Source organism: Acinetobacter schindleri CIP 107287 (assembly GCF_000368625.1).
Lineage (GTDB): Bacteria > Pseudomonadota > Gammaproteobacteria > Pseudomonadales > Moraxellaceae > Acinetobacter > Acinetobacter schindleri.
The window spans coordinates 74149-99478 of sequence record NZ_KB849580.1; the positions used below are offsets into that span (position 1 = coordinate 74149).

At 43.9% G+C, this 25330-nt stretch carries 23 protein-coding genes; 9 read left to right on the forward strand and 14 right to left on the reverse strand.

Translation table 11 applies throughout. From position 1 onward, the window contains the following. Positions 1-117: 117 nt before the first annotated feature. Positions 118-936: an NAD-dependent epimerase/dehydratase family protein gene (locus F955_RS14260; RefSeq protein WP_004896153.1), complete on the reverse strand. Its 819-nt coding sequence runs from the start codon at positions 934-936 to the stop codon at positions 118-120. A gap of 34 nt (positions 937-970) precedes the next feature. Here F955_RS14260 and recG point away from each other — a divergent pair, with 34 nt between their 5' ends. Next, entirely contained in the window at positions 971-3016 is a 2046-nt protein-coding gene (recG, locus tag F955_RS14265) for an ATP-dependent DNA helicase RecG (RefSeq protein WP_004896155.1), read from the forward strand. Continuing rightward, positions 3003-3638 carry a ComF family protein gene (locus tag F955_RS14270; RefSeq protein ID WP_004896158.1) on the forward strand — a complete coding sequence of 212 codons (636 nt, stop codon included), beginning with the start codon at positions 3003-3005 and terminating at the stop codon, positions 3636-3638. The genes recG and F955_RS14270 overlap by 14 nt, the downstream gene beginning before the upstream one ends. A 1-nt stretch (position 3639) precedes the next feature. Here the strand turns inward: F955_RS14270 and F955_RS14275 are convergent, their stop codons facing one another. Further along, positions 3640-4041 carry an NUDIX hydrolase gene (locus tag F955_RS14275; RefSeq protein ID WP_004896159.1) on the reverse strand — a complete coding sequence of 134 codons (402 nt, stop codon included), beginning with the start codon at positions 4039-4041 and terminating at the stop codon, positions 3640-3642. Between the two features lie 31 nt (positions 4042-4072). Beyond that, on the reverse strand, positions 4073-4663 hold the full coding sequence (locus tag F955_RS14280; protein WP_017401471.1) for an LOG family protein: 591 nt from the start codon (positions 4661-4663) through the stop codon (positions 4073-4075). Between the two features lie 153 nt (positions 4664-4816). Here F955_RS14280 and F955_RS14285 point away from each other — a divergent pair, with 153 nt between their 5' ends. Beyond that, positions 4817-5830: a CorA family divalent cation transporter gene (locus tag F955_RS14285; protein WP_004809844.1), complete on the forward strand. Its 1014-nt coding sequence runs from the start codon at positions 4817-4819 to the stop codon at positions 5828-5830. Between the two features lie 271 nt (positions 5831-6101). On the opposite strand, the gene F955_RS14290 is transcribed toward F955_RS14285, so the two are convergent. The 8 genes from F955_RS14290 to dxs all read right to left on the reverse strand — a co-directional run bounded on the left by F955_RS14290 (position 6102) and on the right by dxs (position 14908). Further along, complete coding sequence (locus tag F955_RS14290) at positions 6102-6392, reverse strand: STAS domain-containing protein (protein ID WP_004896164.1); 291 nt, start codon at positions 6390-6392, stop codon at positions 6102-6104. A 12-nt stretch (positions 6393-6404) separates the two neighbouring features. Further along, the gene (locus F955_RS14295; RefSeq protein WP_004896165.1) at positions 6405-7040 is read right to left on the reverse strand and encodes an MlaC/ttg2D family ABC transporter substrate-binding protein; all 636 of its coding nucleotides are present in this window, start codon (positions 7038-7040) and stop codon (positions 6405-6407) included. 17 nt (positions 7041-7057) lie between these two features. Further along, complete coding sequence (mlaD, locus tag F955_RS14300) at positions 7058-7735, reverse strand: outer membrane lipid asymmetry maintenance protein MlaD (protein WP_004896166.1); 678 nt, start codon at positions 7733-7735, stop codon at positions 7058-7060. Next, positions 7735-8514: a lipid asymmetry maintenance ABC transporter permease subunit MlaE gene (mlaE, locus tag F955_RS14305; RefSeq protein WP_004896168.1), complete on the reverse strand. Its 780-nt coding sequence runs from the start codon at positions 8512-8514 to the stop codon at positions 7735-7737. The genes mlaD and mlaE overlap by 1 nt, the downstream gene beginning before the upstream one ends. Then, a complete protein-coding gene (locus F955_RS14310) occupies positions 8511-9329 on the reverse strand; it encodes an ABC transporter ATP-binding protein (RefSeq protein WP_004809856.1) in 819 nt (272 codons plus the stop codon). Before F955_RS14310 ends, mlaE begins: the two co-directional genes overlap by 4 nt. A gap of 402 nt (positions 9330-9731) precedes the next feature. Further along, complete coding sequence (locus F955_RS14315) at positions 9732-11603, reverse strand: DEAD/DEAH box helicase (protein ID WP_004896169.1); 1872 nt, start codon at positions 11601-11603, stop codon at positions 9732-9734. Between the two features lie 450 nt (positions 11604-12053). Next, a complete protein-coding gene (locus tag F955_RS14320; RefSeq protein ID WP_004809859.1) occupies positions 12054-12884 on the reverse strand; it encodes an inositol monophosphatase family protein in 831 nt (276 codons plus the stop codon). A gap of 119 nt (positions 12885-13003) precedes the next feature. Further along, positions 13004-14908 carry a 1-deoxy-D-xylulose-5-phosphate synthase gene (gene dxs, locus F955_RS14325; protein WP_004896170.1) on the reverse strand — a complete coding sequence of 635 codons (1905 nt, stop codon included), beginning with the start codon at positions 14906-14908 and terminating at the stop codon, positions 13004-13006. A 310-nt stretch (positions 14909-15218) separates the two neighbouring features. Between dxs and ribA the strand changes: the two genes are divergently transcribed. Next, positions 15219-15821: a GTP cyclohydrolase II gene (gene ribA / locus F955_RS14330; protein ID WP_004809863.1), complete on the forward strand. Its 603-nt coding sequence runs from the start codon at positions 15219-15221 to the stop codon at positions 15819-15821. Positions 15822-15959: 138 nt separating this feature from the next. On the opposite strand, the gene hemN is transcribed toward ribA, so the two are convergent. Then, positions 15960-17333 carry an oxygen-independent coproporphyrinogen III oxidase gene (gene hemN / locus F955_RS14335; protein WP_004896171.1) on the reverse strand — a complete coding sequence of 458 codons (1374 nt, stop codon included), beginning with the start codon at positions 17331-17333 and terminating at the stop codon, positions 15960-15962. A 238-nt stretch (positions 17334-17571) separates the two neighbouring features. Here hemN and hemF point away from each other — a divergent pair, with 238 nt between their 5' ends. From hemF to F955_RS14360, 5 genes are all read left to right on the forward strand, one after another. Then, on the forward strand, positions 17572-18516 hold the full coding sequence (gene hemF / locus F955_RS14340) for an oxygen-dependent coproporphyrinogen oxidase (RefSeq protein ID WP_004896172.1): 945 nt from the start codon (positions 17572-17574) through the stop codon (positions 18514-18516). 282 nt (positions 18517-18798) lie between these two features. Continuing rightward, positions 18799-19005, forward strand: coding sequence for a hypothetical protein (locus F955_RS14345; RefSeq protein WP_004809869.1), 207 nt, complete (start codon positions 18799-18801; stop codon positions 19003-19005). Between the two features lie 91 nt (positions 19006-19096). Continuing rightward, positions 19097-19885: a shikimate dehydrogenase gene (aroE, locus tag F955_RS14350; RefSeq protein ID WP_004896179.1), complete on the forward strand. Its 789-nt coding sequence runs from the start codon at positions 19097-19099 to the stop codon at positions 19883-19885. Positions 19886-20276: 391 nt separating this feature from the next. After that, a complete protein-coding gene (locus tag F955_RS14355) occupies positions 20277-22100 on the forward strand; it encodes an acyl-CoA dehydrogenase C-terminal domain-containing protein (protein WP_004896181.1) in 1824 nt (607 codons plus the stop codon). A 356-nt stretch (positions 22101-22456) separates the two neighbouring features. Next, a complete protein-coding gene (locus F955_RS14360; protein WP_004786992.1) occupies positions 22457-22666 on the forward strand; it encodes a cold-shock protein in 210 nt (69 codons plus the stop codon). Positions 22667-23006: 340 nt separating this feature from the next. Here F955_RS14360 and F955_RS14365 read toward each other — a convergent pair whose 3' ends face one another. Continuing rightward, positions 23007-23969 (reverse strand): HNH endonuclease, encoded by a 963-nt coding sequence (locus tag F955_RS14365; protein WP_004896182.1) that lies wholly within the window; start codon positions 23967-23969, stop codon positions 23007-23009. Positions 23970-24088: 119 nt separating this feature from the next. Continuing rightward, complete coding sequence (gene hemW / locus F955_RS14370) at positions 24089-25243, reverse strand: radical SAM family heme chaperone HemW (protein WP_004896183.1); 1155 nt, start codon at positions 25241-25243, stop codon at positions 24089-24091. Positions 25244-25330: the final 87 nt, after the last annotated feature.

The following is a 25330-nucleotide window of genomic DNA, read 5'->3' on the forward strand; positions in this document are numbered from 1 at the left end:
TATTTAAGCGCCCTCTCCCTCTGGGATGAGAAGCATTGCTTCGCAAGAGGGATGAGAGAAAATGTTTAAAAACTTACCTCTCCCTAACCCTCTCCTAAAAGGAGAGGGAACCCAACTTTATTCAAGATGAGTGAATAACTTCATCAATTCCAAATAATCCTGAAAACAATCTTGATGCTTTAACTCATATCCCATTTTTTGCATACGGGTAGCATATAGTTTCTTCCCCGTCACCTGCTCACTTTCTACCTTTAATAAAGGCAATCTCATCTGCTGCTGAAACCATTGCAGAACTTCATGCAACAGTTGTGGCTGGTTATTGGTCAAAATATATGAAGATTCAAGATGTTCCACGTGAATCATCTCAGCCATAAAACGTGACAAGTCTTCAATATGAATCCGATTCGACCAGTGCAGATTTGGATAACTGGACATAAATCGTGCCATTTTTTCCAAGCGTGCAACTGAAGCTCCATAAATCCCACTTGGGCGGATGATCGTACATTGGTCTGGATAAGCAGCTAAATAAATCTGCTCCATTTGATGCAGGACTTTGCCTTGCGGATCATTCGGATAAATTGCACTGTCATCATCCACCCGCTCTCCGGCATTCTCGCCATAGACCCGGGTGGACGACACGACAACCAGACGTTTTATCGGATGGGATTTTAGCGCAGTCACAATTGGACCGACTGAGTCCAGATAAGTCTGTTGATAAGCTTCGACCGTACTCTGGTCAGGACTGAGCAAGACGTAGACCCAGTCAATCGGTGCAAGGCTGCTTAAATCGAGTTGATGCACATCCTGAACATGATGAGTGGCACAGGAATCTGTTTTCGCACTGCGACTGATTGTGCTAATTTGATGACCTTGCTCAAATAATTGTTTAGCTATGCGTGCGGATGTTTTACCATAACCGATAAATAAAATATGCATTCAGCACCAAATCACAAAACCTGGTTGAGGGGACATGGCTGCAGTCCATCAGTTACAAGGTGTCGGCAATGCCGCCGCCACATTACTTGAAAAATTAAATCTGTTCACAACTGATGATTTGCTCTTTCATCTGCCACGTGACTACGAAGACCGTAGCACGATCATTCCCATGAATCAATTGACTGTGGGACGTAGCTATTTGCTGGAAGGTATTGTCAAAGGCGTAGATTTTCCACCAGGTAAACGCAAGTCCATGGCCGTACTGCTGGATGATGATTGCGGTAAGGTGACGCTACGTTTCTATCATATCTATAAGGGCATTACCGACCGCTGCAAAGTTGGTGCAAGATTAAGAGTCTTTGGCGAAGTGCGTGTTGGTGCCCGTGGCCTGGAAATGTATCACCCCGAACTACAGGTCATTACTGAACATACCCCACTTCCACAGACACAACTTACCGCGATCTATCCGGCAACTGAAGGCCTGACCCAACCCAAGTTACGTGAATATATCAAACAGGCGCTCGCCCTACACAGTGATGATCTACCGGAATTGCTACCGGCTAAATTCAGCAATGGCTATGACCTGAAGCAGGCACTGGAATATATCCATCACCCTCCAGTCGATGCCAACATGTTGCAGCTGGCACAGGGTTCCCACCCCGCCCAGCAGCGTCTGATCTTTGAGGAACTGGTCGCGCATCAGATCAGTTTACTGACCCGCCGTGCCTTTATTCAGCAGATTGAAGCGCCTGCATTTTCACCAAGTAAGCGTTATGCCAAACAGTTGCTCGCGGGTCTACCTTTTGAAATGACGGGGGCGCAAAAACGTGTTTCACGAGAAGTTGCCCATGACATGAAAGGCAACAAACCGATGTTGCGTCTGGTACAGGGCGATGTCGGTGCAGGTAAAACACTGGTTGCTGGTGTGGCGGCCTGTCATGCTCTGGAAGAAGGCTGGCAAGTGGCCCTGATGGCACCAACCGAAATTCTAGCAGAACAGCATTATTTAAATTTTAAAAAATGGTTTGAGCCACTGGGACTGACTGTTTCATGGCTGTCTGGCAAGCAAAAGGGTAAAGCCCGTACTGCGGCAGAACAAAGCATTAAAGATGGCAGTGCCAATCTGGTGGTTGGCACCCATGCCTTGTTTCAGGAAAATGTCGAGTTTGCCAAATTGGGGCTGGTAATTATTGATGAACAGCATCGCTTTGGTGTGGATCAGCGTCTGGCTTTGCGCAATAAAGGGCTGGATGGTATGTCTCCACATCAACTGGTCATGACGGCGACACCAATTCCACGTACGCTCGCCATGTCTGCGTATGGTGATCTGGACACTTCAGTTATTGATGAACTGCCACCAGGTCGTACTCCGATCCAAACCGTCACTATCCCACTGGACCGCCGTGAAGAAGTACTCCAACGTATTGCCACCAACTGTGCTGAAGGTAAGCAGGCGTATTGGGTCTGTACTCTGGTCGAACAGTCAGAAATGTTAGATGCCCAAGCAGCAGAAGCCACTTTTGCCGAAATTAAGGAACGCTTCCCGGAAATCAATATCGGTCTGGTCCATGGCAAGATGAAGCCTGATGAAAAGCAGGCGGTGATGCAACAATTTAAAAATAATGAATTGCAGCTATTGATTGCCACGACCGTGATTGAGGTGGGTGTCGATGTACCGAATGCTTCTCTGATGGTGATTGAGAATGCTGAGCGTCTCGGACTCTCACAACTGCATCAGCTGCGTGGCCGTGTTGGTCGGGGTGCGAAAGCCAGTTTCTGTGTACTCCTGTATAAGCATCCTCTTTCTCAGAATGGTCAGGAACGTTTGCGTATCATGCGTGAAACCAATGACGGTTTTATCATCGCGGAAAAGGATCTGGAACTGCGTGGTCCAGGTGAACTGCTTGGCACCAAACAAACCGGAGATATGGGTTTCCGGGTAGCCAAGCTGGAACGGGATGACCACCTGCTTAATCAGGCACATTATGTGGCGCAGCAGATGTTAAAGGATTATCCGAAACAGGCCGATGCGTTATTAAAACGCTGGTTACCTGAGGCACCACGTTATGCCTATGTCTAAACTGATTCAGCAAGGCAAGCATTGGCTGGGCAAGTTACAACCCTGCCAGCTTTGTCACAACGATTATCAAACAATTCATTCAGTATGCCAGGATTGCTGGAACCAGCTACCCTGGGCACATCAGACCATCCAGCGCCAGGAAATGCAGGTACAGATTGCCTGCCATTATGACTATCCGATGGATCGTCTGATTCAGTTGTTCAAATATGAGCAGAAGCTTTATCTGGAAAACTTGTTAGCAGGCGCGCTTATCAGTTTAAAACTTCCCAAAGTCAGCGCAGTCGTCCCGATGCCAATCTCAACAGACAAATTGGTACAGCGCGGCTATAACCAGTCCTTACTGCTGGCTAAACAGGTCGCAAAGCATCTTCAAGTTCCAGTTTGGCAACCGGTGAGCCGGCTCAAACAGCATTCACAAAAAGGCTTAAGCCGCCTGGAACGGATTGAAGGTATTGAAGCACAATTTCAGATCAGTACATCATCAAAATTGCGTTATCGTAAGGTGCTGGTTATTGATGATGTGGTAACAACTGGTAGTTCAATTCGTGCACTTAATCAGAAGCTCGAAGAACTTGGCTGCCAGCAAATTTATACAGCCTGTGTCGCAGGTGCAAAGCTTTAAATTAAGCTTGGGCTAAAAGATTTGACTTCACCCATGGAATTACAATTTCTGTGGTTAACGGGGCCAGCGCTAAGTCTTGTTCATTGAGATCAATCCATTTCATCTCGGCAATCTCCGCCTCAATTTTTGGCATTTGATCCAGTTTGACCAGATATACATAACTGACCAGTTGGTGGTCGGGTTCATTCGCGGTATTCGTTTCAAAACGACCCACAAATTGCTGTACTTCAGCCTGACAGCAGATTTCTTCCTGGATTTCACGAACAATCGTCTCTTCAGGTGCTTCATTCGGTTCCAGCTTGCCACCCACCTGCATAAAGCAGCTGGTACCTTTCTTACGTACAACCAATAATTGCTGTGCTTCATTCAGTACAATGCCGGCGGCAACAGTAATAACTTTCATAACAACTTAAATTTAAAAATGATCAATGGGCTTATTTCACGAGATCTTGCTGATCAACCATCCCCCATTTCGCTTGCGGTGGTTGATAATTCTCAAAAGCATCCAGAATTGTTTCAATTTCTTCACTGACAATGAGTTTCTCGGTAAAACGTGCCTTGGTAAAACCCTGTTCAGTCGTGTGCTGAATAAAATGAATCAAACCGGTATAGAAGTTTTCTGCATTTAAAAATGCGCATGGCTTTTCATGAATACCGAGCTGTGCCCAGGTCCATTGCTCAAAGATTTCTTCCAGTGTTCCTACACCACCCGGTATCGCAATAAAACCATCTGCCAGTTCTGACATTTTGGTTTTGCGCTCGTGCATATTTTCAACGATATATAGTTCAGTCAGACCTGGATGGGCCAATTCACGGTCTACCAGTTGCTTTGGAATCACCCCAATCACTTGGCCGCCCGCAGCCAGAGTACTGTCCGCAACAATTCCCATCAAGCCTGAACGGCCACCACCATAGACCAGTGTTTGCTGTCTAGCTGCCAGCGTCTGGCCGACTTTTTCAGCAATCTGGGTATAAACAGGTGCGATCCCCAGTGCGGAACCACAAAAAATTGCGATAGAATTCATCATTTTTCACCATTTAGTTCTAGCTGTATCGCAAGGAATCCCTGATCGAAGCTTTTTTTGAAAAAATAACTGTTCAATCAGTGTTTTTATTCAATTCCTTGTCTAAAATACACCCATTCCAATTTACATACTGCGCAAGGGAGAAAAGACAGCATGCTTGAAGCCTTTTATGCCACAGAGCGCGGTAGCCTAGAAGATGCCACTATTAATGGCGACTTTGATTTACATCAAGATTTGGTTTGGGTTGATCTGATTGCTCCTTCACAGGAAGAGCAGCAATGGATCATGGACGCTTATGAGCAAAATCTTCCTACGCTCAAGTCATTAGAAGACATTTCATCCAGTGCCCGATTTTACCGCGATGATGACGGTATTTTGCATATCAGCACTTATTTTTTAACGAAAAATAAAAACTATCAGGTCGAAGAAGATACTGAAGATCAATCCAGCATTTTAGCCACGGTGCAAACCGTCGCCTTCATTCTGCATAAAGATCGGTTGTTTACCTTGCGTGGGGAAAAGCTGGTCGCGTTCCGTGCCTTTCGTGCTCGTGCGCGCCGCAATGATTATGAGATTGATTATAAGGATCCGACCTGGATTCTACTTGGCCTGCTTGAAGCCAAGCTGGATGAGCTGGCGGATATTCTGGAAGATGTGCACAAGGATCTGGAAAAATACTCAACCGAAGTTCTGAATAACCGCCATCGTGAACAGATTCTGGATCTGGATGACATGATTACCCGTCTGGCACAGCTCGAGGATATGCTTGGAAAAGCCCAGCTTTGTCTGATCGATTTACGCCGGGTACTGACCTTCCTGTCCCGTCCACGGGCGCTCGGTAGTCATATCTATGATGCGGACATTCGAGAGCTCAGTGAAGATGTACGCTCTCTGGTTGAGCATGATGCTTTCTTATTCCAGAAGGTGCGATTCCTGCTCGATACAACTTCCGGATTCATTAATACCGAACAGAATGACACAATCCGTCGATTCTCGATCTTGCCAAGTATGCTTGCGCCACCAATGCTGATTGCGAGTATCTATGGGATGAACACAGAAGTTCTGCCTTTTGCACATGGCACCACCAGCTTTATCATTGTCGGGCTAATTCTGGTCGCATTCTTCATTGGACCATTGATTTACTTTAGATGGAAGAAATGGATTTGAGCCAGCTTTGAGGCACTGCTTCAAAGCAAAGCGTAAGAAATCTCTGTATTTAATTCATATCTATTTAATCCCTCGTCAACTTCTCTCTAAAAAAGTGAAGAAAATTCCCCCTCCTTTTCCAGAGGAGGAGTTAGGTGAGGATTTTCACCCTCTCTCTTTAACTCTCCCTGAGGGAGAGAGGACTTACAATCTATACTTAGATCTATTTGATTTTCATTATTTTTTTAAAATCTAATCACAATAAAAAAGCACCTTTCGGTGCTTTTTCTTTTTACTGAATAATTTGTAAATCATTCTCCAGGTGACAGGACTGTATGATCTTCATCACTTTTGCAGGAACGGCTTTAAACTGCAATCCTTTGGCTTGTGGCGTCTGACGTAACCATCTGACCAATATCGCTAAAGCCAAAGTACTTCCGCTTTCAAGCTCAGCCAGATTTACCACAATAGGAAAAACTGTCTGTGACTGAATTTCACGCAGCCCCTGTTCATAGTATTGCTGCGCATTGTTATAGTCGATTTTGCCTACAACATGCAGTTCCTGATTACTGAATTTGATCACAGTTCACCTATCTTATTTTTTCTTTTCAACCGCTGCTTCTGCATCTGGCTTGAAGTTTGCGATTGCTTTATCCAGGTTACCGCCATTACGTTTTACAGTCGCTGCAAACTGGTTACGAAACTGTAAACCTAGATCAATACCAGATACGTTGATATTACGGATTTTCCATTGTGAACCTTTATCGGCCAACTGGAAAGAAACCGGAATTTTCTCGCCATTATTATGGAAATCAATGGTCACAACTGGATTTTTGCTACCGGTGTCTTTGTACGGACGCATGGTATAAGACTGGTTGGTATATTTGGCAAATGCTGAACCATAATTTTCAGTCAACGTTTCACGGAAGTTACGTTCAAACTGAGCACGCTGTGCAGCAGAACTATACTGATTAGTTGCATACGTTCCCATCACAATGCGGGTAAATGCTTGTGAATCGATATATGGATCAAGATTCTGACGAATAATAGTTTTCACCAGTGCCGGATTGCTCTGCAACTTGCTATGGTCTGCTTTGAGACGAGCCACCAGGTTGTCTGCAACTTTCTTGATAAATGCAGGTGGTGCTTCAGCCGGTGCAGCGAAAACACTTCCGATCGCCATGGTAGATAGAATGCTTGCTGCAAGGGTTTGCTTTACTAAAATATTCACTCAAATTTCCTCAATCATTATTCAACAAATGCAGGTTCTGCATCTGTAGCTTCAGAAGTTACTGCATCAGCAGATGCCTCCTGAGTTTCGGATGACTTACTGCCTGCCCCACCTGTCACGAATTTGGTAATTAAATCTTCAATTTCCATCGTGCCCTGGGTATTGGCAATCTGATCACCACGTTTCAAATAATTCAGACCGCCGCCTGGAATAATTTTCAAATACTTTTCACCCAGCAAACCATTGGTTGCTATCATAATGTAAGCATCTTCATCAATATTGGTAATGGATGTCATGTTGTCTAAGAGTTGCTTTTCCATTGCTTTTTGTTGCGCAGGTACCGCAGCTTCATAGTCAGTGCTGTAACGTAACTCATCTAGGGCTTCTTGCTGTACTTTCTTTAACTGTTCAGCATTAAATGATGTCAGTGAACCATCTAGCGTCATATGTACAGTGGCCAAGCGGGTGACTGGATCAAGTGTAATGGTATCGACCTGACCGACTTTCACACCGCTTAAAGCAACTTTGGCGCGCGGCTTAATACCATTTACATTTTCGAAAGTTGCTGTCATTTTATAGCTGTCGGCAATATTTGTTCCGACCAAACCACTGACACGCATTGCCAGGAAGAAAATTGCAATTCCAAACAGAATGACAAAAACACCAACGGCCAGCTCACTGGTACGTGATTTCATTAAACACCTCCGAACATGACCGCAGTCAACACGAAATCAAAACCTAAAACACACAACGATGAATACACCACAGTACGTGTTGTGGACGTTGCAATCCCTTCAGATGTTGGTTCACAGGCATAACCCTGATAGACCGCAATCCATGTACAAATCAATGCAAATACAAAACTTTTAATGATGGTACCGTTAAAGATATCCTTGTAGAACTGCACGGTACTTTCCATACCGCTCCAGTACGCGCCTTCATCTGCGCCAAGGAAATCTACACCGACCATTTTACCGCCCATAATCCCCACGGCAGCAAAAATTACGGACAGCATTGGCAGACTGAAAATCCCTGCCCAAAGACGTGGTGAAATGACCCTTTTCAGCGGATCAACCCCAATCATCTCCATGCTGGATAACTGTTCAGTGGCTTTCATCAGACCGATTTCAGCTGTCAATGCGGAACCGGCACGACCAGCAAACAAGAGCGCTGCCACAACCGGTGCCAGTTCGCGTAATAAGGTTAGAGCCACTGCGGTACCTAACATGGCTTCACTGCCGAAGGTTGCGAGAATGGTATACATTTGCAAACCGAGGACTGCGCCAATAAATAAACCTGAGACCACAATAATCAGCAGCGATAGCACACCAACACGGTACATCTGGTAGACAAATAGCTTAAAGCCAAGCCAGGTCGGTACAGAGAAGAGAATTTGAAGCAGCATTAAAGTCGCAACCCCAATCCCGCGCACACGTTCTATGACACGTCTACCCAATAAGGCAATTGCATTCATGAACGCACCTCATCACTTAAATAAGCCGCATGACTAAACTGATAATCCACAGGTCCCTCAACGGAACCCGTCAGGAACTGCTGAACAAATGCAGAAGGATGTGCTTTTAATTCTTCAGGTGTGCCTTCACCCTGGATCTTTCCTTCTGCGACCACATAAATATAGTCAGCAATGGATAAGGTTTCTGCTACATCATGCGAAACGATAATTGTAGTCAGGTCTAATGCTTCACGCAGGGAACGAATCAGACGTGTTAATACACCCATCACGATCGGGTCTTGCCCGGCAAATGGTTCGTCATACATGATCAGCTCTGGGTCAAGTGCAATCGCACGCGCTAGAGCCACACGACGGTTCATACCACCGGATAATTCAGAGGGCATCATCTGCTCTGCACCGCGAAGACCAACAGATTCCAGCTTGAGTGCCACGATTTCTGCGATCAAGTGCTCAGGCAATTTGGTATGTGCACGAATCGGGAAAGCGACATTTTCATAAACACTCATATCTGTGAACAAAGCGCCGCTCTGGAATAACATGCCCATACGTGCACGTGCAGCAAACAGCTCACTACGTGACATGCGTGCGATATCCTTGCCATCCAGCAACACCTGTCCTTGATCCGGCGTTAGCTGTCCGCCAATAAGACGCAATAATGTAGTTTTACCGGTACCAGAAGGTCCCATAATGGCAGTGATCTGACCACGTCGAATGTTCAGGCTGACATTCTCATAAATCACACGTTCGCCTCGCTTGAAGCTCAAACCTTTCACTTCTATGAGTGATTGAGTCTCAAACGCTGTTTGATTTTTCATAGCTAAGCGTTTTCCTGCATTTTTTCAGCATGCGTACTATAAAGGATTAACTCTCTAAATGTTACCTTTTGATCGGAATGTTACAATGGCAAAAAGGCAATATCTGAATGAAAAAAATGAGAAAGCATGATTTATTTTTATAATTTTATCGCTTGCTTATATGTTCAATAATCATTCAATTATAAAAATTATAGAGAAAGAGAATGATGTTACATAAGATCAGGATCAGCGCAATATAAGGCATAACAACCTCATGGATATAACTAGCCAAGTGTGATATTTGAGGATTAGTTATCGTAACCGATTCAAATTCAGGAATGGCACACACTTTACCTAAAACTTTAAAAAAATGCATCCATAAAAAAACCAGCGTTATCGCTGGTTTTTTTTGGCTAGATTCAATTAGTCATTGAATTTGCGACGTGGACGGTCTTCACCGAACGAACGCTCACCACGTGGTTTGTCATCGAAGTTACGGCGTGGACGATCACCACCGAAATCACGTTTAGGACGGTCATCACCAAATGAACGTGCTGGACGGTCACCGAAACCACCTTCACGACGTGGCGCCGGACGATCACCGAAATCACGTTTAGGACGATCCCCAAAACCACCCTCACGACGTGGCGCCGGACGATCACCGAAATCGCGTTTAGGACGGTCACCGAAAGAACCTTCACGACGTGGTTTGTAGTCTACGCGGTTGCCACGGTTGTCATCAGAACCTTCGAAACGAGGACGGTCGCCAAAATCACGTTTTGGACGGTCATCGAAAGAACGTTGCGGACGATCACCGAAACCACCTTCACGACGTGGAGCTGGACGATCACCGAAGTCACGTTTAGGACGATCACCGAAACCGCCTTCACGACGTGGACGATCACTGTTGAAGTCACGACGTGGGCGATCTTCGCCACCGAACGCAGGACGTTCGCCACGAGGTTTGTCATCAAAGCTACGACGTGGACGGTCATCACCACCATCACGACGTTTGAAGTTACCTTCACCTTCGAAACGACGACCACCGCCGAAGCCACCACGGCCGCCACGACCGCCATCACGACCACGACCACGGCCAGCGCCATCACGGCTACCGCGTGCAGGAGGTGGAGATGGCTCAAGACCTTCGATTTCAGATACTTCTAAACGAGCATCTAGGTAATCTTCAAGCGCACGGATTTTACCGCGTTCACGGTAAGTCGCTAAAGTAATCGCTTTACCAGTACGGCCCGCACGACCTGTACGACCAATACGGTGTACATAGTCCTCGTTCTTCATTGGAAGACCGAAGTTGATGACGTGAGAGATTGTTGGTACGTCTAGACCACGTGCTGCAACATCAGTTGCAACCAAGATTTTTGCACGACCTTCACGGATGCTGCGTAGACGACGGTTACGAACTGTCTGTGGCATTGCACCGTGAAGTGCTACTACTGATAGACCTGCTTCAGCAAGTTCTTCAGCCAGCATATCGGTATCTTCTTGCGTAGAAGCGAATACAACTGCCTGATCAACGTCTTCTTCGTTTAACCAGTGAGTCAGTAATTTTTTCTTGTGCTCAAAGCCATCAGTCCAGTGCAAAGTCTGAGTGATGTCAGTATTCGTAGAGTGACCAGTTTCGATCGCAATACGCTCTGGCTCATTCATCATGCGTTCAGCAAGCGTGATGATACGCGGTGCAAATGTTGCAGAGAACATCAAAGTCTGTTTACGGTTCGCAGCCAAGTCACCGATTGCCTCTAGGTCTTCAGAGAAACCAAGGTCTAACATACGGTCAGCTTCGTCGACGATTAACGCATCAACTTTGTCCAGTTTAATCTGGCGACGGTTAACAAGATCAAGTAAACGACCTGGTGTCGCAACTACAACTTGTGCACCTTTTAATTGTTGGATTTGTTTACCAAATGGCATACCACCCATGATTGCAGCAATACGAACACCTTTCATGTGACGTACAAATGCAATCGCATCCTGACAAACCTGTTGTGCAAGTTCACGTGTTGGTGAAATTACCAGGATATTTGGTTGAGTTACCGCTTTCATGCGTTCTTTGAACGGAACGAAAGTATCTTCAGTTGCAAGGCTATTCAATGTAGGGAGAAGGAAGGCTGCAGTTTTACCAGAACCAGTCTGGCTTGACACTAGAAGGTCTTTACCTTCAAGCGCCGCAGGAATAGATAGTTCCTGTACAGGTGTAGGCGCAGTAAAGCCTAGTGCTTGTAAAGCTTGTTGTAAGGATTCGTGTAGAGGAAAATCAGCAAAAGTTTTGCTCATAGAGTCTTTCACCCGGAAATTGGGTGCTCCATTAAAAATAAAGTCAAATGAACATCGACAAAAAGCGGTACAGCAATATACGCTGAAAATAAGAGATCATTCAGCGGCGATCCGAGTAACGACGATGTGATATAACGCACGCATGATTACGGCATAACCTGAAGGAATCGCTTTAGCGATTGGGGCGCGAGATATCGTCCTCTCTTTGGACCGCACGCGCATACACAATGATAAGAAGAGAAATGTTCAGGTAACGAACAGAAATTAAGTGCGTGCGCGGATTATAGCAGGATTTAAAATAATGTCATTAAGTTTTATTGTTATTTTGTATTAATCTAAAATTAGTTGATATTTTAACCATATTTAGCAGAAAAAAATATTATCCAGTCATAAAAAAGGCATCCCTTAGGATGCCTCTTATATGTTTTAAACCAAAATATCTAAACCCGATTATTTAGCTGCCTCGCCCCATGCAGGAACAACTGCCTGCATTAAAGGTTTCAGCATTTTCATAGAGCAGGCAATGACCTGACCTTTTTCCATAGATTCGCTGCCACCACGTGCATCAACCACTGTACCGCCCGCTTCTTTCACAATCAATTCACCAGCGGCGATATCCCAAGGTTTCAAACCAAGTTCAAAGTAACCATCTAAACGACCTGCCGCAACATAAGCCAGATCCAGCGCAGCAGAACCTGCACGGCGGTATTGAGCACCTGCTTCAGTAACGTTTAATAGTGATTCGAAATGGTTTTTCGCATAAGATACCACTTCACCGCCACGTTGAGCACGGTAAGCATGACCGACTGCCAGAAAAGAATTCTGCAAGTTGTCTTTCACATTTACACGGATACGACGCTGGTTCAGCATCGCGCCACGACCACGACTTGCAGAGAATAGCTCGTCTTTCACAGGGTCATAAATAACACCGTGTTGGGTTACGCCTTTGTGCTGAACAGCAATAGAGATACAGAAATGCGGGAAACCGTTGATGAAGTTCAGTGTACCGTCAAGAGGATCAATCACCCAACACCATTCAGCGTCGTGACCTTTACCTTCTTGCAGACCAAACTCTTCACCAAGGAAGCTGTGGTTTTTATAACTTTTACGCAGCGTATCGATAGTCAGTTGCTCCAGGTAACGGTCAACACGCGTTACAGGACCATCAATGCCTTTTTCTTCGACTTGTAGATCGAGTTTATGACGATTTTGATGCGCTTTTAAAAGCTCTTGACCAACTAATTGAGCCGCACGCGCAGCCATCACCACCATAGGTTCCATTGAACACCCACTACAAATTTGAAGATATTGATAAAGAATAATGCATAAAAGCCCCTACATTTTAGCAAATCTAAGGGCTTTTTGGGAAAAAATGTGTCTAAAATTTTGAAGACGTTGTTTCAGACTGGCTGGGTAAGTGAAGACCAGGCCTGATTTATTGACTTTTCAATGCCTTGAGCATCAAGTCCTGCCTGTTGCAGCATCTGTGCATGGGTCGCTTGCGCCATAAAGGTATCAGCAAGACCAAGATTTAAAATTGGTTTTACAATCTGCGCCTCAGCCAGATATTCATTGACTGCACTGCCCGCACCTGCCATCACTGCATGTTCTTCGACTGTCACAAACAGAGTGGTACTTTGCGAGATATCATCCAGCATTTGGGTATCCAGTGGTTTAATGAAACGCATATTCACCACACGTACTGCCACATCATGTTTTGCAGCAAAGGCTTGAGCTGCATCGATAGCGGCCTGCACTCGGCTACCAAATGCCAGTACAGAGATATAATCATCATGCTGACCATTAAAGCTAGCCACGATTTCAGCCTGACCCATTGGTAATTCAATCATATCCTGCTGAATCTCGACACCCAGACCACTCCCACGCGGATAACGTACTGCTGCCGGACCTTTATAGAGATACGCAGTGTGTAGCATCTGGCGACATTCATTTTCGTCTTTTGGCGCCATGATCACCAAGTTTGGAATGGTACGCATATAAGCATAGTCATATGCTCCAGCATGGGTCGGACCATCTTCACCAACCAGACCAGCACGATCGATAGCAAATGTTACATCCAAATTTTGTAGCGCCACATCATGGACCAGTTGGTCATAACCACGTTGTAAAAATGTTGAATAGATCGCTACAACCGGCTTCAAACCTTCGCAAGCCATACCTGCTGCTAGCGTTACCGCATGCTGTTCTGCAATCGCGACATCAAAGAAACGTTCAGGATATTGCTTAGCAAATTCCACCATGCCTGAGCCTTCACACATGGCTGGGGTAATGGCCAGCAAGCGGCCATCTTTCGCCGCTTCATCGCACAGCCACTGACCAAAGACATCAGAATATTTTGGTGCTGGATTTGCAGTAGAGCCTGCATTTAAACGACTAATCGCGTGATATTTAATTTGTTCTGCTTCTGCCGGAGCAAAGCCTTTGCCTTTTTTAGTATAGACATGAATCAGGCGTGGACCTTTACGCTTTTTCAGTGCATTAAACACATGCACCAATTGACTCAGATCATGGCCATCATAAGGGCCAAAATAATCAAAACCAATCGCCTTAAACAGGTTATCGGCAGCATCAGTCGCAGCACAATGCAGACGCGAGTTATACACCCATTCTGGATGCGGCTGAACGAAGGCTTCACCCTCTTCAGTAATATTCACCGACTCACCACGTTCCCACAGTGCAGCGAGATGCTTGGCAAAACCGCCAGTGCTGCAGGAAATCGACATGTCATTGTCATTCAGTACCACCATCAGATCCGCATTGTGTGCAACGGCGTCATTCATGGCTTCAAAGGCCATACCTGCCGTCATTGCACCATCACCAATAATAGACACCACTTCACATGGATTCTTTTGATAGCGACGCGCCAAGGCCATGCCCAAGCCTGCTGAAATCGCAGTGGAAGAATGCCCTACCCCGAAAGTATCAAATTCAGATTCATCACGCGCCGGGAATGCGGCCAAGCCATCTTTAGCACGAATCGTGGTTAATTGCTCACGGCGACCGGTTAAGGCTTTATGCGGATATGCCTGATGACCTACATCCCAGATCAAGCGATCTTCTGGGGTATTGAAGCAATAGTGCAAAGCCACAGTCAGCTCAACCACCCCCAGATTGGCACCAAAATGCCCACCACTTTGTCCTGCAGCATACAAAATGTACTGACGTAACTCATCGGCCACCTGCTCAAGCTGATTTTGCTCAAGTGAACGCAATTGCTCTGGATGATCGATCGCATCAAGCAACGGTGTTACAGGGCGTTGAGTTGGTATTTCTGTATACAGCATAAATGGCAAAGCCTTCAAAAGCCTGGCAAATCCTAAGCTAGGTCTGTCTATGGGGAGTCCCGATCATATAGTCGAATTGTAGCAGCTTCAATTGACTAAAGCTGTTAACGGCGCAATATTAAACAATGAGCTTGATCAGGGTAAAATTTGCAGAATACGATTATCCTGAATAATCTTACTGTTTATCAACTATTATCGTTCGCTTTATACAAAAAAGAAAATGTTCTCCAGAAAATCATCTATGCAACCCTACTAATGTCCAATCATTACGCTATACTTTGAGCAATTTCAGGATTTAACGGGTTCAGCTGTGCCTATCGAGTTTGTCGCAACATCAAGATTACCTACCGCTCATGGTGAATTTAAAATTACTGTTTTTCAAGACCCTAAGACTGGCGAAGAACATGTCGCGTTATCTAAAGGACTGGAAGAATCGAGTGATGAACCCGTGCTGGTACGTGTACATTCTGAGTGTTTGACGGGTGATGCTTTTGCCTCACTGAAATGTGATTGTGGACCGCAACTTCAGGCGACACAAAAGCTGATTAATGAAGTCGGTCGTGGTGTGATTCTATACTTGCGTCAGGAAGGCCGCGGGATTGGTTTGACCAATAAAATCCGTGCCTATGCCCTACAGGATCAAGGTCATGACACTGTAGATGCCAACCTGATGCTGAACCTGCCAGCCGATGCACGCCAATACGATATGTGTAGCATCATGCTGGATCATTTAGGTATAAAAGCTGTACGTTTGATTACTAATAACCCTACAAAAATCAATGCACTTAAAGACTTAGGTATTAATGTGGTGGATCGTGTACCGCTGACGGTTGGTCTAAATCCATTTAATGAACAGTACCTTAAGACCAAGCATGAGCGTATGGCGCATCTGTATCGGAAGGATGATTTTTGATTTTTATTTAATCTCCCCTAACCCCTCTTTGAAAAAGAGGGGGAAACTCCTTCATTTAGTAAGAATCGGAAGCCTCCCTGAGCGAGACTTAAGTATTGCTTTAAGTCGAAGTGCAAGAAAGAGAGGTTTGGTGGGATTCTAAATCGTCATCGAAAAAATCCGATTCTCCGGCATCTTGCGCTTGAGTCTCAGGTCAAAAGCCATACAGATATTACGTACAAAAGGTTTCCCTTTCTCCAAAATTGTGACTGATGAGTCTGCAATTTTAATTAACTGATCCTGTGATATTTCTTTGAGCTGTTCTAGTACTTCGTCAATTTCAGCAAATTGCATGTGCTCATCTGCCCAGGAAGTGGTGAAACTGCACATCAGATTCAGGATATGCTTACGGATGATTAAATCTTCCTGACTTAATACATGCCCTTTAACGACTGGAATCTCATTCTGTTCCAGACATTCATAATATTCTTCAATGGTTTTTACATTCTGGGCAAAGCTGTACCAGCTATCACTGATTGATGAAATCCCTAATCCGATCATCACTTGGGTTTTAGATGCGGTATAACCCATAAAGTTACGGTGCAAAGAACCCTCCTTAAAAGCCTGATACATGCTGTCACTTTTTAGCGCAAAATGATCCATGCCAATTTCATGGTAACCATGTGCCAGCAGTTTCTTCTTGCCTTCTTCATAGCACTGGCGCTTGATTTCATCTTTAGGCACATCGGCATCTTTAAAACCGCGCTGGCCATTGCCCTTGATCCATGGCACATGCGCATAGCTATATAAGGCTAAACGGTCCGGCATTAAGGTATTGGTTTGACCAATGGTAGTCAGTACATCATCCAGGCTTTGGAATGGTAAGCCAAAGACCAAATCATGCGAAATCGAGGTATAACCTATTTCACGCGCCCATTCGGTGACCTGTTTGACATTTTCATAAGGCTGGATGCGGTGAATGGCTTTCTGCACAATTTCATTATAATCCTGCACGCCATAGCTGACCCGGCGGAAACCCAGATCATATAAGCCTTGCAAATGTTCATAAGTGGTATTGTTCGGATGACCTTCAAAACTGAATTCATGCTCAGGTGCAATTTCAGCCTTAGCCAAGATACCTTTAATCAGTTGAATTAAGTGCTCAACCGAGAAAAAAGTCGGTGTACCACCACCAAGATGGATTTCCTTGATCATTGGCTTTTCTTCCAATAATTCACAGTACAGATCCCATTCCTTCAGCACCGCCTGAATATAGGGTTGCTCAACTTCATGGCGTTTGGTGACACGTTTATGGCATCCACAGAAAGTGCACAGGCTTTCACAAAAGGGCAGATGGATATATAGACTAATACCTTCTTTCTGATTCGATTCAGCAAAAGAGCGCTTTAAAGTCTGTTTCCACTGTTCCAGAGAAAAGTACTGTTCTTCCCAATACGGTACAGTTGGATAGCTGGTATAGCGTGGACCTGGGACATTGTATTTTTGAATGAGGGAAGTAGCCTGAACCGACATAATATCCACCTATAACCATCGAAAATTTACCCAAACATGGGCCATCTAAAGCTATTGTGTGGGGCTCGGAAAAAGAATTCAACCTAGCATCTCGGTCGGATTTAATACGCTACCCTGCTTTAATTTACTGTGAACAGAAAGTCTTTTTAGATCATCAGTATCGGCAAATACATCTTAATTTTTATGCCATTTTATGCTTTGATGTAGAAAGTCTTTCTTTCTCCCCATGAGGGCTTTGATGCAGCATCCAACTTCTGCGGATATTCAACGCGTACGCGAATTCCTCCTCGACTTACAGGCGCGCATCTGTGCGGCTCTCGAACAACAAGAACGTGCTGGTGGTGGCTCAGCTGAGTTTATCATTGATGACTGGGAGCGACCTGAAGGTGGTGGTGGCCGTTCACGTGTGCTGCAAAATGGAACAGTGATTGAAAAAGGCGGGGTGATGTTCTCGCACATCAATATTTCCAAACTACCGGCTTCAGCCACTGAACGTCATCCACAAATTGCCGGGGCTAAGGCACAAGCGATGGGTGTGTCACTGGTGATCCATCCCAAAAATCCAAATGTGCCGACCTCACATGCCAATGTGCGCCTATTTGTTGCTGAAAAAGAAGGCCAAGATCCGATCTGGTGGTTTGGCGGTGGTTTCGATCTGACGCCGTTCTATCCGAATGATGAAGATGTGCTTTCATGGCATCAGACGGCGCATGACTTGTGTACGCCATTTGGCGAAGAAGTTTATGCACAGCATAGAAAATGGTGTGATGATTATTTCTACTTAAAGCACCGTGATGAACAGCGTGGTGTCGGTGGCCTGTTCTTTGATGACCTGAACCAATGGGATTTTGAAACCTGTTTTAAATATATGCAGGCGGTGGGCAATGGTTACTTAGATGCCATTATTCCGATTTTCCAGCGCAATCAGGACAAACCTTATAGCGAAGCACAGCGTGAGTTTCAACTGTATCGTCGTGGTCGTTATGTTGAATATAATCTGGTGTATGACCGTGGCACTTTATTTGGCTTACAGACCGGTGGTCGGATCGAATCCATTCTAGTGAGTCTGCCACCACTCACTGGCTGGTCTTATCGTCCGGAATGGGCCGAAGGTTCACCAGAGAAACAACTCACCGATTATTATCTAAAGCCACGAGATTGGCTGCAAGAGTTAAAGAAGTAGGTGTACGCTTAACCAAAATGCTCTCAGTTTGAGGGCATTTTTTATAAAACTGTTCCAATTATTTTTTGCTTACAATACCTCTAACTTTTTTCTCCTTAAAGTTCCCTGTAATTAACTCGTTCCCCAATTTACAAAACTGATTCTTCAAGACTATTAATTTGAACGAAAAATTTTCCTATAAACATTTAGAAACTTTTCTTTATATAAATAAGTAGAAATGTCCTCACTTCGTCACAAGCTCTGCTGTATAGTAAAATCTTAAAAAATATTGAGTAAAAATATATGCAGCTACGACATTTCAAAAGTCATGTGCTGATGATGTGGGTATTTCTGGCCGTTACAGTCAGTGCAATTACTACAACATTCTTAACCAAGGATCTTATCTTGGACAGTCTGGCAATCAGTGTCAGCATTATTATGATTATCGGTATTATCTTAAGTGGTGCCCTGCTTCTGACCGAACGCATTATTAAAACCTGTAACTCCTAAAATAAGCCCCTAGAATTAGACCTTTCAATGCTTTAGTCCCTACCTGTTTTCACGTATATTGTTGAGCATTTCAGCACATGGACACTGTGAAATGAGCAAACAATTTGCTGTTGTTGGCAACCCGATTGAACAATCACGATCTCCAGAATTGCATCATGCATTTGCCGCTAAAACCGGTATTGATCTCACCTATAGTAAACGTCTGGCTCCGCTGGATGGCTTTGAAGCCAATATTCAGGACTTCTTTGCCCAAGGCGGTATCGGTATGAATGTCACGGTCCCGTTTAAAGAACAAGCTTATGCTCAGTGTCAAGTGCTGACTGAACGCGCTCGTATTGCCGGTGCAGTAAATACACTATGGATGGAAAATGGCGTCCTGCATGGTGATAATACCGATGGTCAAGGTCTGGTTGAAGCTATTCGTGCTTTAGACTGGAACTTGGAAAATACCGATATTCTGATTATTGGCGCTGGTGGTGCGACTCGTGGGGTGATCTATCCACTGGTACAGGCAGGTGTGAAGAAAATTGTGATTGCCAATCGTACCCTTACCCGTGCCGAACAGCTGATTGCGGATTTAAAAGATGCAGTACCACAAGCTGAACTGCAAGCGATTGCTTTAACTGATCTGGCGGGTGATTTCGATATCATTATCAATGCAACTTCTGCCAGCTTGAGTGGTGATGCCTTAATCCTGCCGGAAGCACTGCAGTTTAAACACGCTTATGAAATGGCATATGGCAAACCATCTACTTTTCTAGATCAAGCCCGTGCGCGTGGTGTTCCTAGCGCTGAAGGTTTTGGCATGCTGGTGGGTCAAGCGATTGAATCTTTCTCGATCTGGAATGGGATCAAGCCACAGCTCAAAGATTTCCTTTGAGTCCGTTTAGGCTTCTAATATGATTCAAGAGTCTCTACGGAGGCTCTTTTGCTTTTCCGACAGAAGGCAATATGCAAAGTAATAAGTGGATTTAATGACAGCACTTCTGTTTATTTTCAAACGATAACATTTGTGTACAATTCACCCAAAAAACCACCTAGACAAACAGAATAATTATCTATTAAAGTCGTCTCATATAAGTCTTTTTTATTTTTCATCTATTTATTATTAGTCCATATCCTTAACCTGAATCACCCTAATTTTTCTATCTACTCGATTCGCCTTTCTGACATTTTTATTTGCTTGCCTTATCAATGTATTTTTAGCTGCAATGTGAATAATCAAAGAATCGATACAGATAATCCAAAACTATTAATCAGGATTAAAACGCATGCCAGCATATAAAGCCCCGTTACGTGACATTCGCTTCCTTATGAATGAAGTGCTTGATTACCCTGCACATTACCAGACACTATCAAATGGTGAATATGCCGATGCTGATACCGTGGACATGATTCTGGAAGGTGCAGCAGATTTCTGTGAAAACGTACTGTCTCCATTGAATCAAAGTGGTGATCTGGAAGGCTGTCATTTTGAAAATGGTGAAGTCACTACGCCTAAAGGCTTCAAGGAAGCATACGAACAGTTCGTACAAGGCGGCTGGCAAGGTCTTTCTTATCCTGAAGAATTTGGCGGTCAAAACCTTCCACAATCTTTGAATCTGGTTAAGTCTGAAATGATGGGCACTGCAAACTGGTCATTCCAAATGTATCCAGGTTTAAGTGTCGGCTGTATCAATACCATTATTCAATTTGGTTCAGATGAGCAAAAAAATCTTTACCTGCCTCACCTGGTAGCAGGTACATGGTCTGGCACCATGTGTTTGACTGAGCCGCAATGTGGTACCGACCTGGGCCAGGTAAAAACCAAAGCTGAGCCAAATGCAGATGGCACGTATGCTATTTCAGGTACCAAGATCTTCATCTCGGCGGGTGAACATGATCTGACTGAAAATATCATTCATATCGTACTTGCACGCCTGCCAGATGCACCTGCAGGCACTAAAGGTATTTCCCTGTTCATCGTACCGAAATTCATTCCGGCAGCTGATGGCGGCATTGGTGAACGCAATCCGGTTACTTGTGGTTCGATTGAACACAAAATGGGAATCCGTGCATCTGCAACAGCTGTACTGAACTTTGACAATGCGGTTGGTTACCTGATTGGTGAAAAGAATAAAGGTCTGCATGCAATGTTTACCTTTATGAATACGGCACGTATCGGTACTGCAGTTCAGGGTATCTGTCATGCAGAACTGTCTTTCCAAGGTGCCCTGCCTTATGCCAAAGAGCGTATGTCGATGCGTGCCCTTTCTGGCAAGAAAGATCCAGAAAAAGTAGCTGATGCCATCATTCACCATGCTGATGTTCGCCGTATGCTATTGACGCAAAAAGCAATTGCTGAAGGCGGTCGTGCAATGATTTATCATGCAGCACAAATTGCAGACAAAATGAATGATGCTCTGGTTCGTGGCGATACAGCAGCTTTCGAGGCGCATGATGATCACTTAGGTTTCTATACCCCTATTCTGAAAGGTTTCCTGACTGAACTGGGCTATGAAGCAGCCAATCACGGTATGCAAGTCTTTGGTGGTCATGGCTATATCAAAGAATGGGGCATGGAACAGATCGTACGTGACTCGCGTATCTCTACTCTTTATGAAGGTACAACAGGTGTACAGGCACTAGATCTGATTGGCCGTAAAGTGCTGTTAACTTCTAAAGGCAAAGCGATTCGTGATTACACGGCAGAAATCCTGAAATTCTGTGGCCAGCATGCACGTAACAAATACATGCGTCGTTTTGCTTGGGACTTAACCAAACTTTGCGCACAATGGAATGCATTGACGGTTCGTATCATGCTGGCTGCACGTAAGGACCGTGATATTGTTTCTTCTGCATCTGTAGATTTCCTGATGTTCTCAGGCTATGTGATGATGGCATACTTCTGGGCACAACAGGCTGCGGTAGCTTCCGCAAAACTGGCTGAGGGCAACGGTACTGAAGTTCCTGAGTTCTATAAGGCAAAAATTAAGACAGCTGATTTCTACTTTGAGCGCATGTTGCCGCGTACTCAAGGTCATGCTGAAGCCATGGTCAATCCATCTAAAACGATGACTTCACTAGCATCTGAGCACTTCAGTTTCGATTACTAAGTTTTCACTGACTTTGAAAGTCAAATAACAAAAAGAGCGCCACGGCGCTCTTTTTGTTAAAGCATATTAAGTCCTTGATTTTTTAATTCTGTATAATTTTTCTACAATTTTATTTTGAGTGATATCAACTGCATAAAAAATAATAGTGATATACAGCTTGAATATCTCTGAATTCAGGGTATGATGGTTGCAACTAGAAAAATTCTTGTTTTGGTTAGTCTTCTTTAAGTATCGCAGTTTTAGTCATAAACCTCCGTTTTTATAGATCAAAAGCTCCATCCAGTCTATTTTTCCAAGTTACATCTTAGTCATCCCATAGGTTGACTATAAATCAATAAAACTCAATAGGTTATATTATGTCTAATACAGTTACTGGTACAGTAAAGTGGTTCAATGAAACTAAAGGTTTTGGCTTCATTCAACAAGACAACGGTCCAGACGTTTTCGCTCACTTCAGCGAAATCCAAGGTTCAGGTTTCAAAACTTTAGCTGAAGGCCAAAAGGTTTCTTTCAGCGTTGCTCAAGGTCAAAAAGGCCCTACAGCGACTAACATCACTGCAATCTAATCGTTGCTAAGATGAAAAAGAGCACTCATTAGAGTGCTTTTTTTGTGCTATACATAAATAGATACTTATCTTAGATACATTAATTAAGGTCTTGCTTTTCTCTAGTCCCTAGTCTTTCAATTCAAAATACTCTGTCTAATTTCTTCATCTGCATAAAATCATGTAAAAAATTACACTAAGTCATAATCATCGCAACAGCTCATATTACAAAATATCGCCTAGGCCTCGTTAATAACGAATAACTTGAAGGCAAAGTTGAAATAGAAGAAAAGCCCTAGGTAATCCATCGGGCTTTTTTATTTTTAAAAAATCAAAATGATATCAAAGGTTAATCTATTGCTTACTCTAACTTGAAACTGATATCGGCACTGTGATTATTTAAAAATACATGCTGCCGATGCCAAGCTAAAAAGTTTTGATCGGGCTGATAGCTCTTTGGCACCTGTAATCTCTGCCCCTCATACTGTTTTAAATAAATATATAAAGACTGGTCGTGTAGTGCTTTATTCGCAATACAAACTTTAAACTTTTCATCAATAGTCATAAAACCAGTATCAAAAGCTTTATCTAACAGAGAAGATAGACAAATTCCATTCCGTGGGTTAGTTCGTTGCGCATAATTTTCTGACCAAGGAATGATATGTGAAGCTACTAGAAAATCTTTGGTTTTGATCCCTGAAATTGCACATTGATATTGATAATTGAGCTTTACTTTTAAAGCAAATTCTCTTTGTTCAACGCCTCGGATTTTGATATGGGCACGCTTATCTTCAACAAAATAATCAGCAACTTCTTGCTCTACACGAGTTTGGGATGCATTGAATTCATAAGTATTACCTTGCACCCCAATATTCAGCAATCGCCAAAAATCATCAGCATGGATTTCATTCATACCATATTGCTGGAAAAAGTATTCCCAAGTTGGGCCACGGGTCTTAAAGCTCCACTGAAAATTTTCCAAATCGGATTGCAGGATGGGATTTTCAAAAGCAATGCCTTGTTCAATAGTGGCATAGACTGGCTTTTGACGAACTTTATCGGGCCTAGATGCATTCGGAACTTCAATCATCTGACCAATGCGGCCAGCACCGTAAATATAGAATTGGTTTTTTATTTCTGAAGCTTTTTGTGGTCGACGGTAGAGAAAGAAATCACCTGGACGAACTTTATTAAATTTTGCTTTGTCCCAATGATATTCCTCAAAATCCAAGTCACCATAAACCAGATGATCACTTTTACTATCCAAAATAAAAAAGCGTGCATCGTCTAATTCTACTTTGTAGAAATCTAATAAAGAACTCACCCGCCCCTCGCAATATTGTTATATTATTCAAATGACTTAATATTTGAATAATCACAAAATTATTGAGAAATTAATAGAGGCAGATGGAATTAAACTTTATTGAATAGAAATCCACAGGCTTATAAAAACTCTTCCAGTACTGAGTTTAAAAATACATGCCCCTGCTCGGTACAAGCCAGACGTTCTGGATCTTCAACCATGAGTTTACGTTGTCGCAGTGAAGTCAATAATGCATTCAGACCATCCAGACTGAGGCCAGTACGCTCTGCATACAACTTCGCTACTACACCGTTATTTAAACGCAAGGCATTCATCATAAATTCAAACGGCATATCTTCAGCTTCAATCCGTTTAAACTGCAAATGTTCTGCTGGTACTTTAGCTAAATAATCTTTCGGCAAACGGGTTTTCTGGAAACGATAGACCCCATCAGCTTGAGTCACTTTTCCATGCGCCCCTGCCCCAATTGATAAATAATCGCCAAACTGCCAGTAATTCAGGTTATGTGCTGACGGTAACTCTTTACGCCAAGCCGAGACTTCATAATTGATAAAGCCCTGAGCTTTTAAATAAGCCTCACCCTGTTCCTGAATATCTTCCAAGACCTCATCCATAGGTAAAATAGGCTGCGTACGGAAAAATACCGTATTGGGTTCAATAGTGAGCTGATACCAGGAAATATGAGTCGCTCCATTTTCCACAGCTAATTTCAAGTCATTTAAAGCCTGTTCTAAAGTCTGTTCTGGTAATCCATGCATCAGATCAACATTGATACGCTCAAAACCTGCCTCTTTCGCATGCGCAATTGCAGAGATCGCATCCTCATTACTATGAATACGTCCCAGCTTTTTCAAATGCTCAGTATTAAAGCTTTGTACACCGATCGAAAGACGGTTAATACCCGCTGCCAGGTAACCCGCAAATGGATCATGCTCTACTGTACCTGGATTGGCTTCCAAAGTGATTTCGCAGCCTTCTTCAAAAGGAAGCAGTGCTTTTAATTGGCTAAATAACCACTGATAACCTTGAGCAGAAATCAGGGATGGTGTACCCCCACCAATAAATACACTATGAATCTGACGTCCGTGTGCAAAGTCAAGCTGGGTCTTAAAGTCCTCAACCAAGGCATGCAAATATTCCTGCTCAAGATCCAGAGACAGCTTGCCATCTGGTACCGCATGCGAATTAAAATCACAATATGGACATTTACGCACACACCATGGCATATGAATATACAGGGACAAGGGAATAGCGGCAGGATTTAAATCAGTCAAGGACAGTGCTCAGAACATCAGATGAATTTTGTTGTATTTTAGCATGACAAAAGTACCCTGCTTATGAATTCTCATCCGCTTTACAGT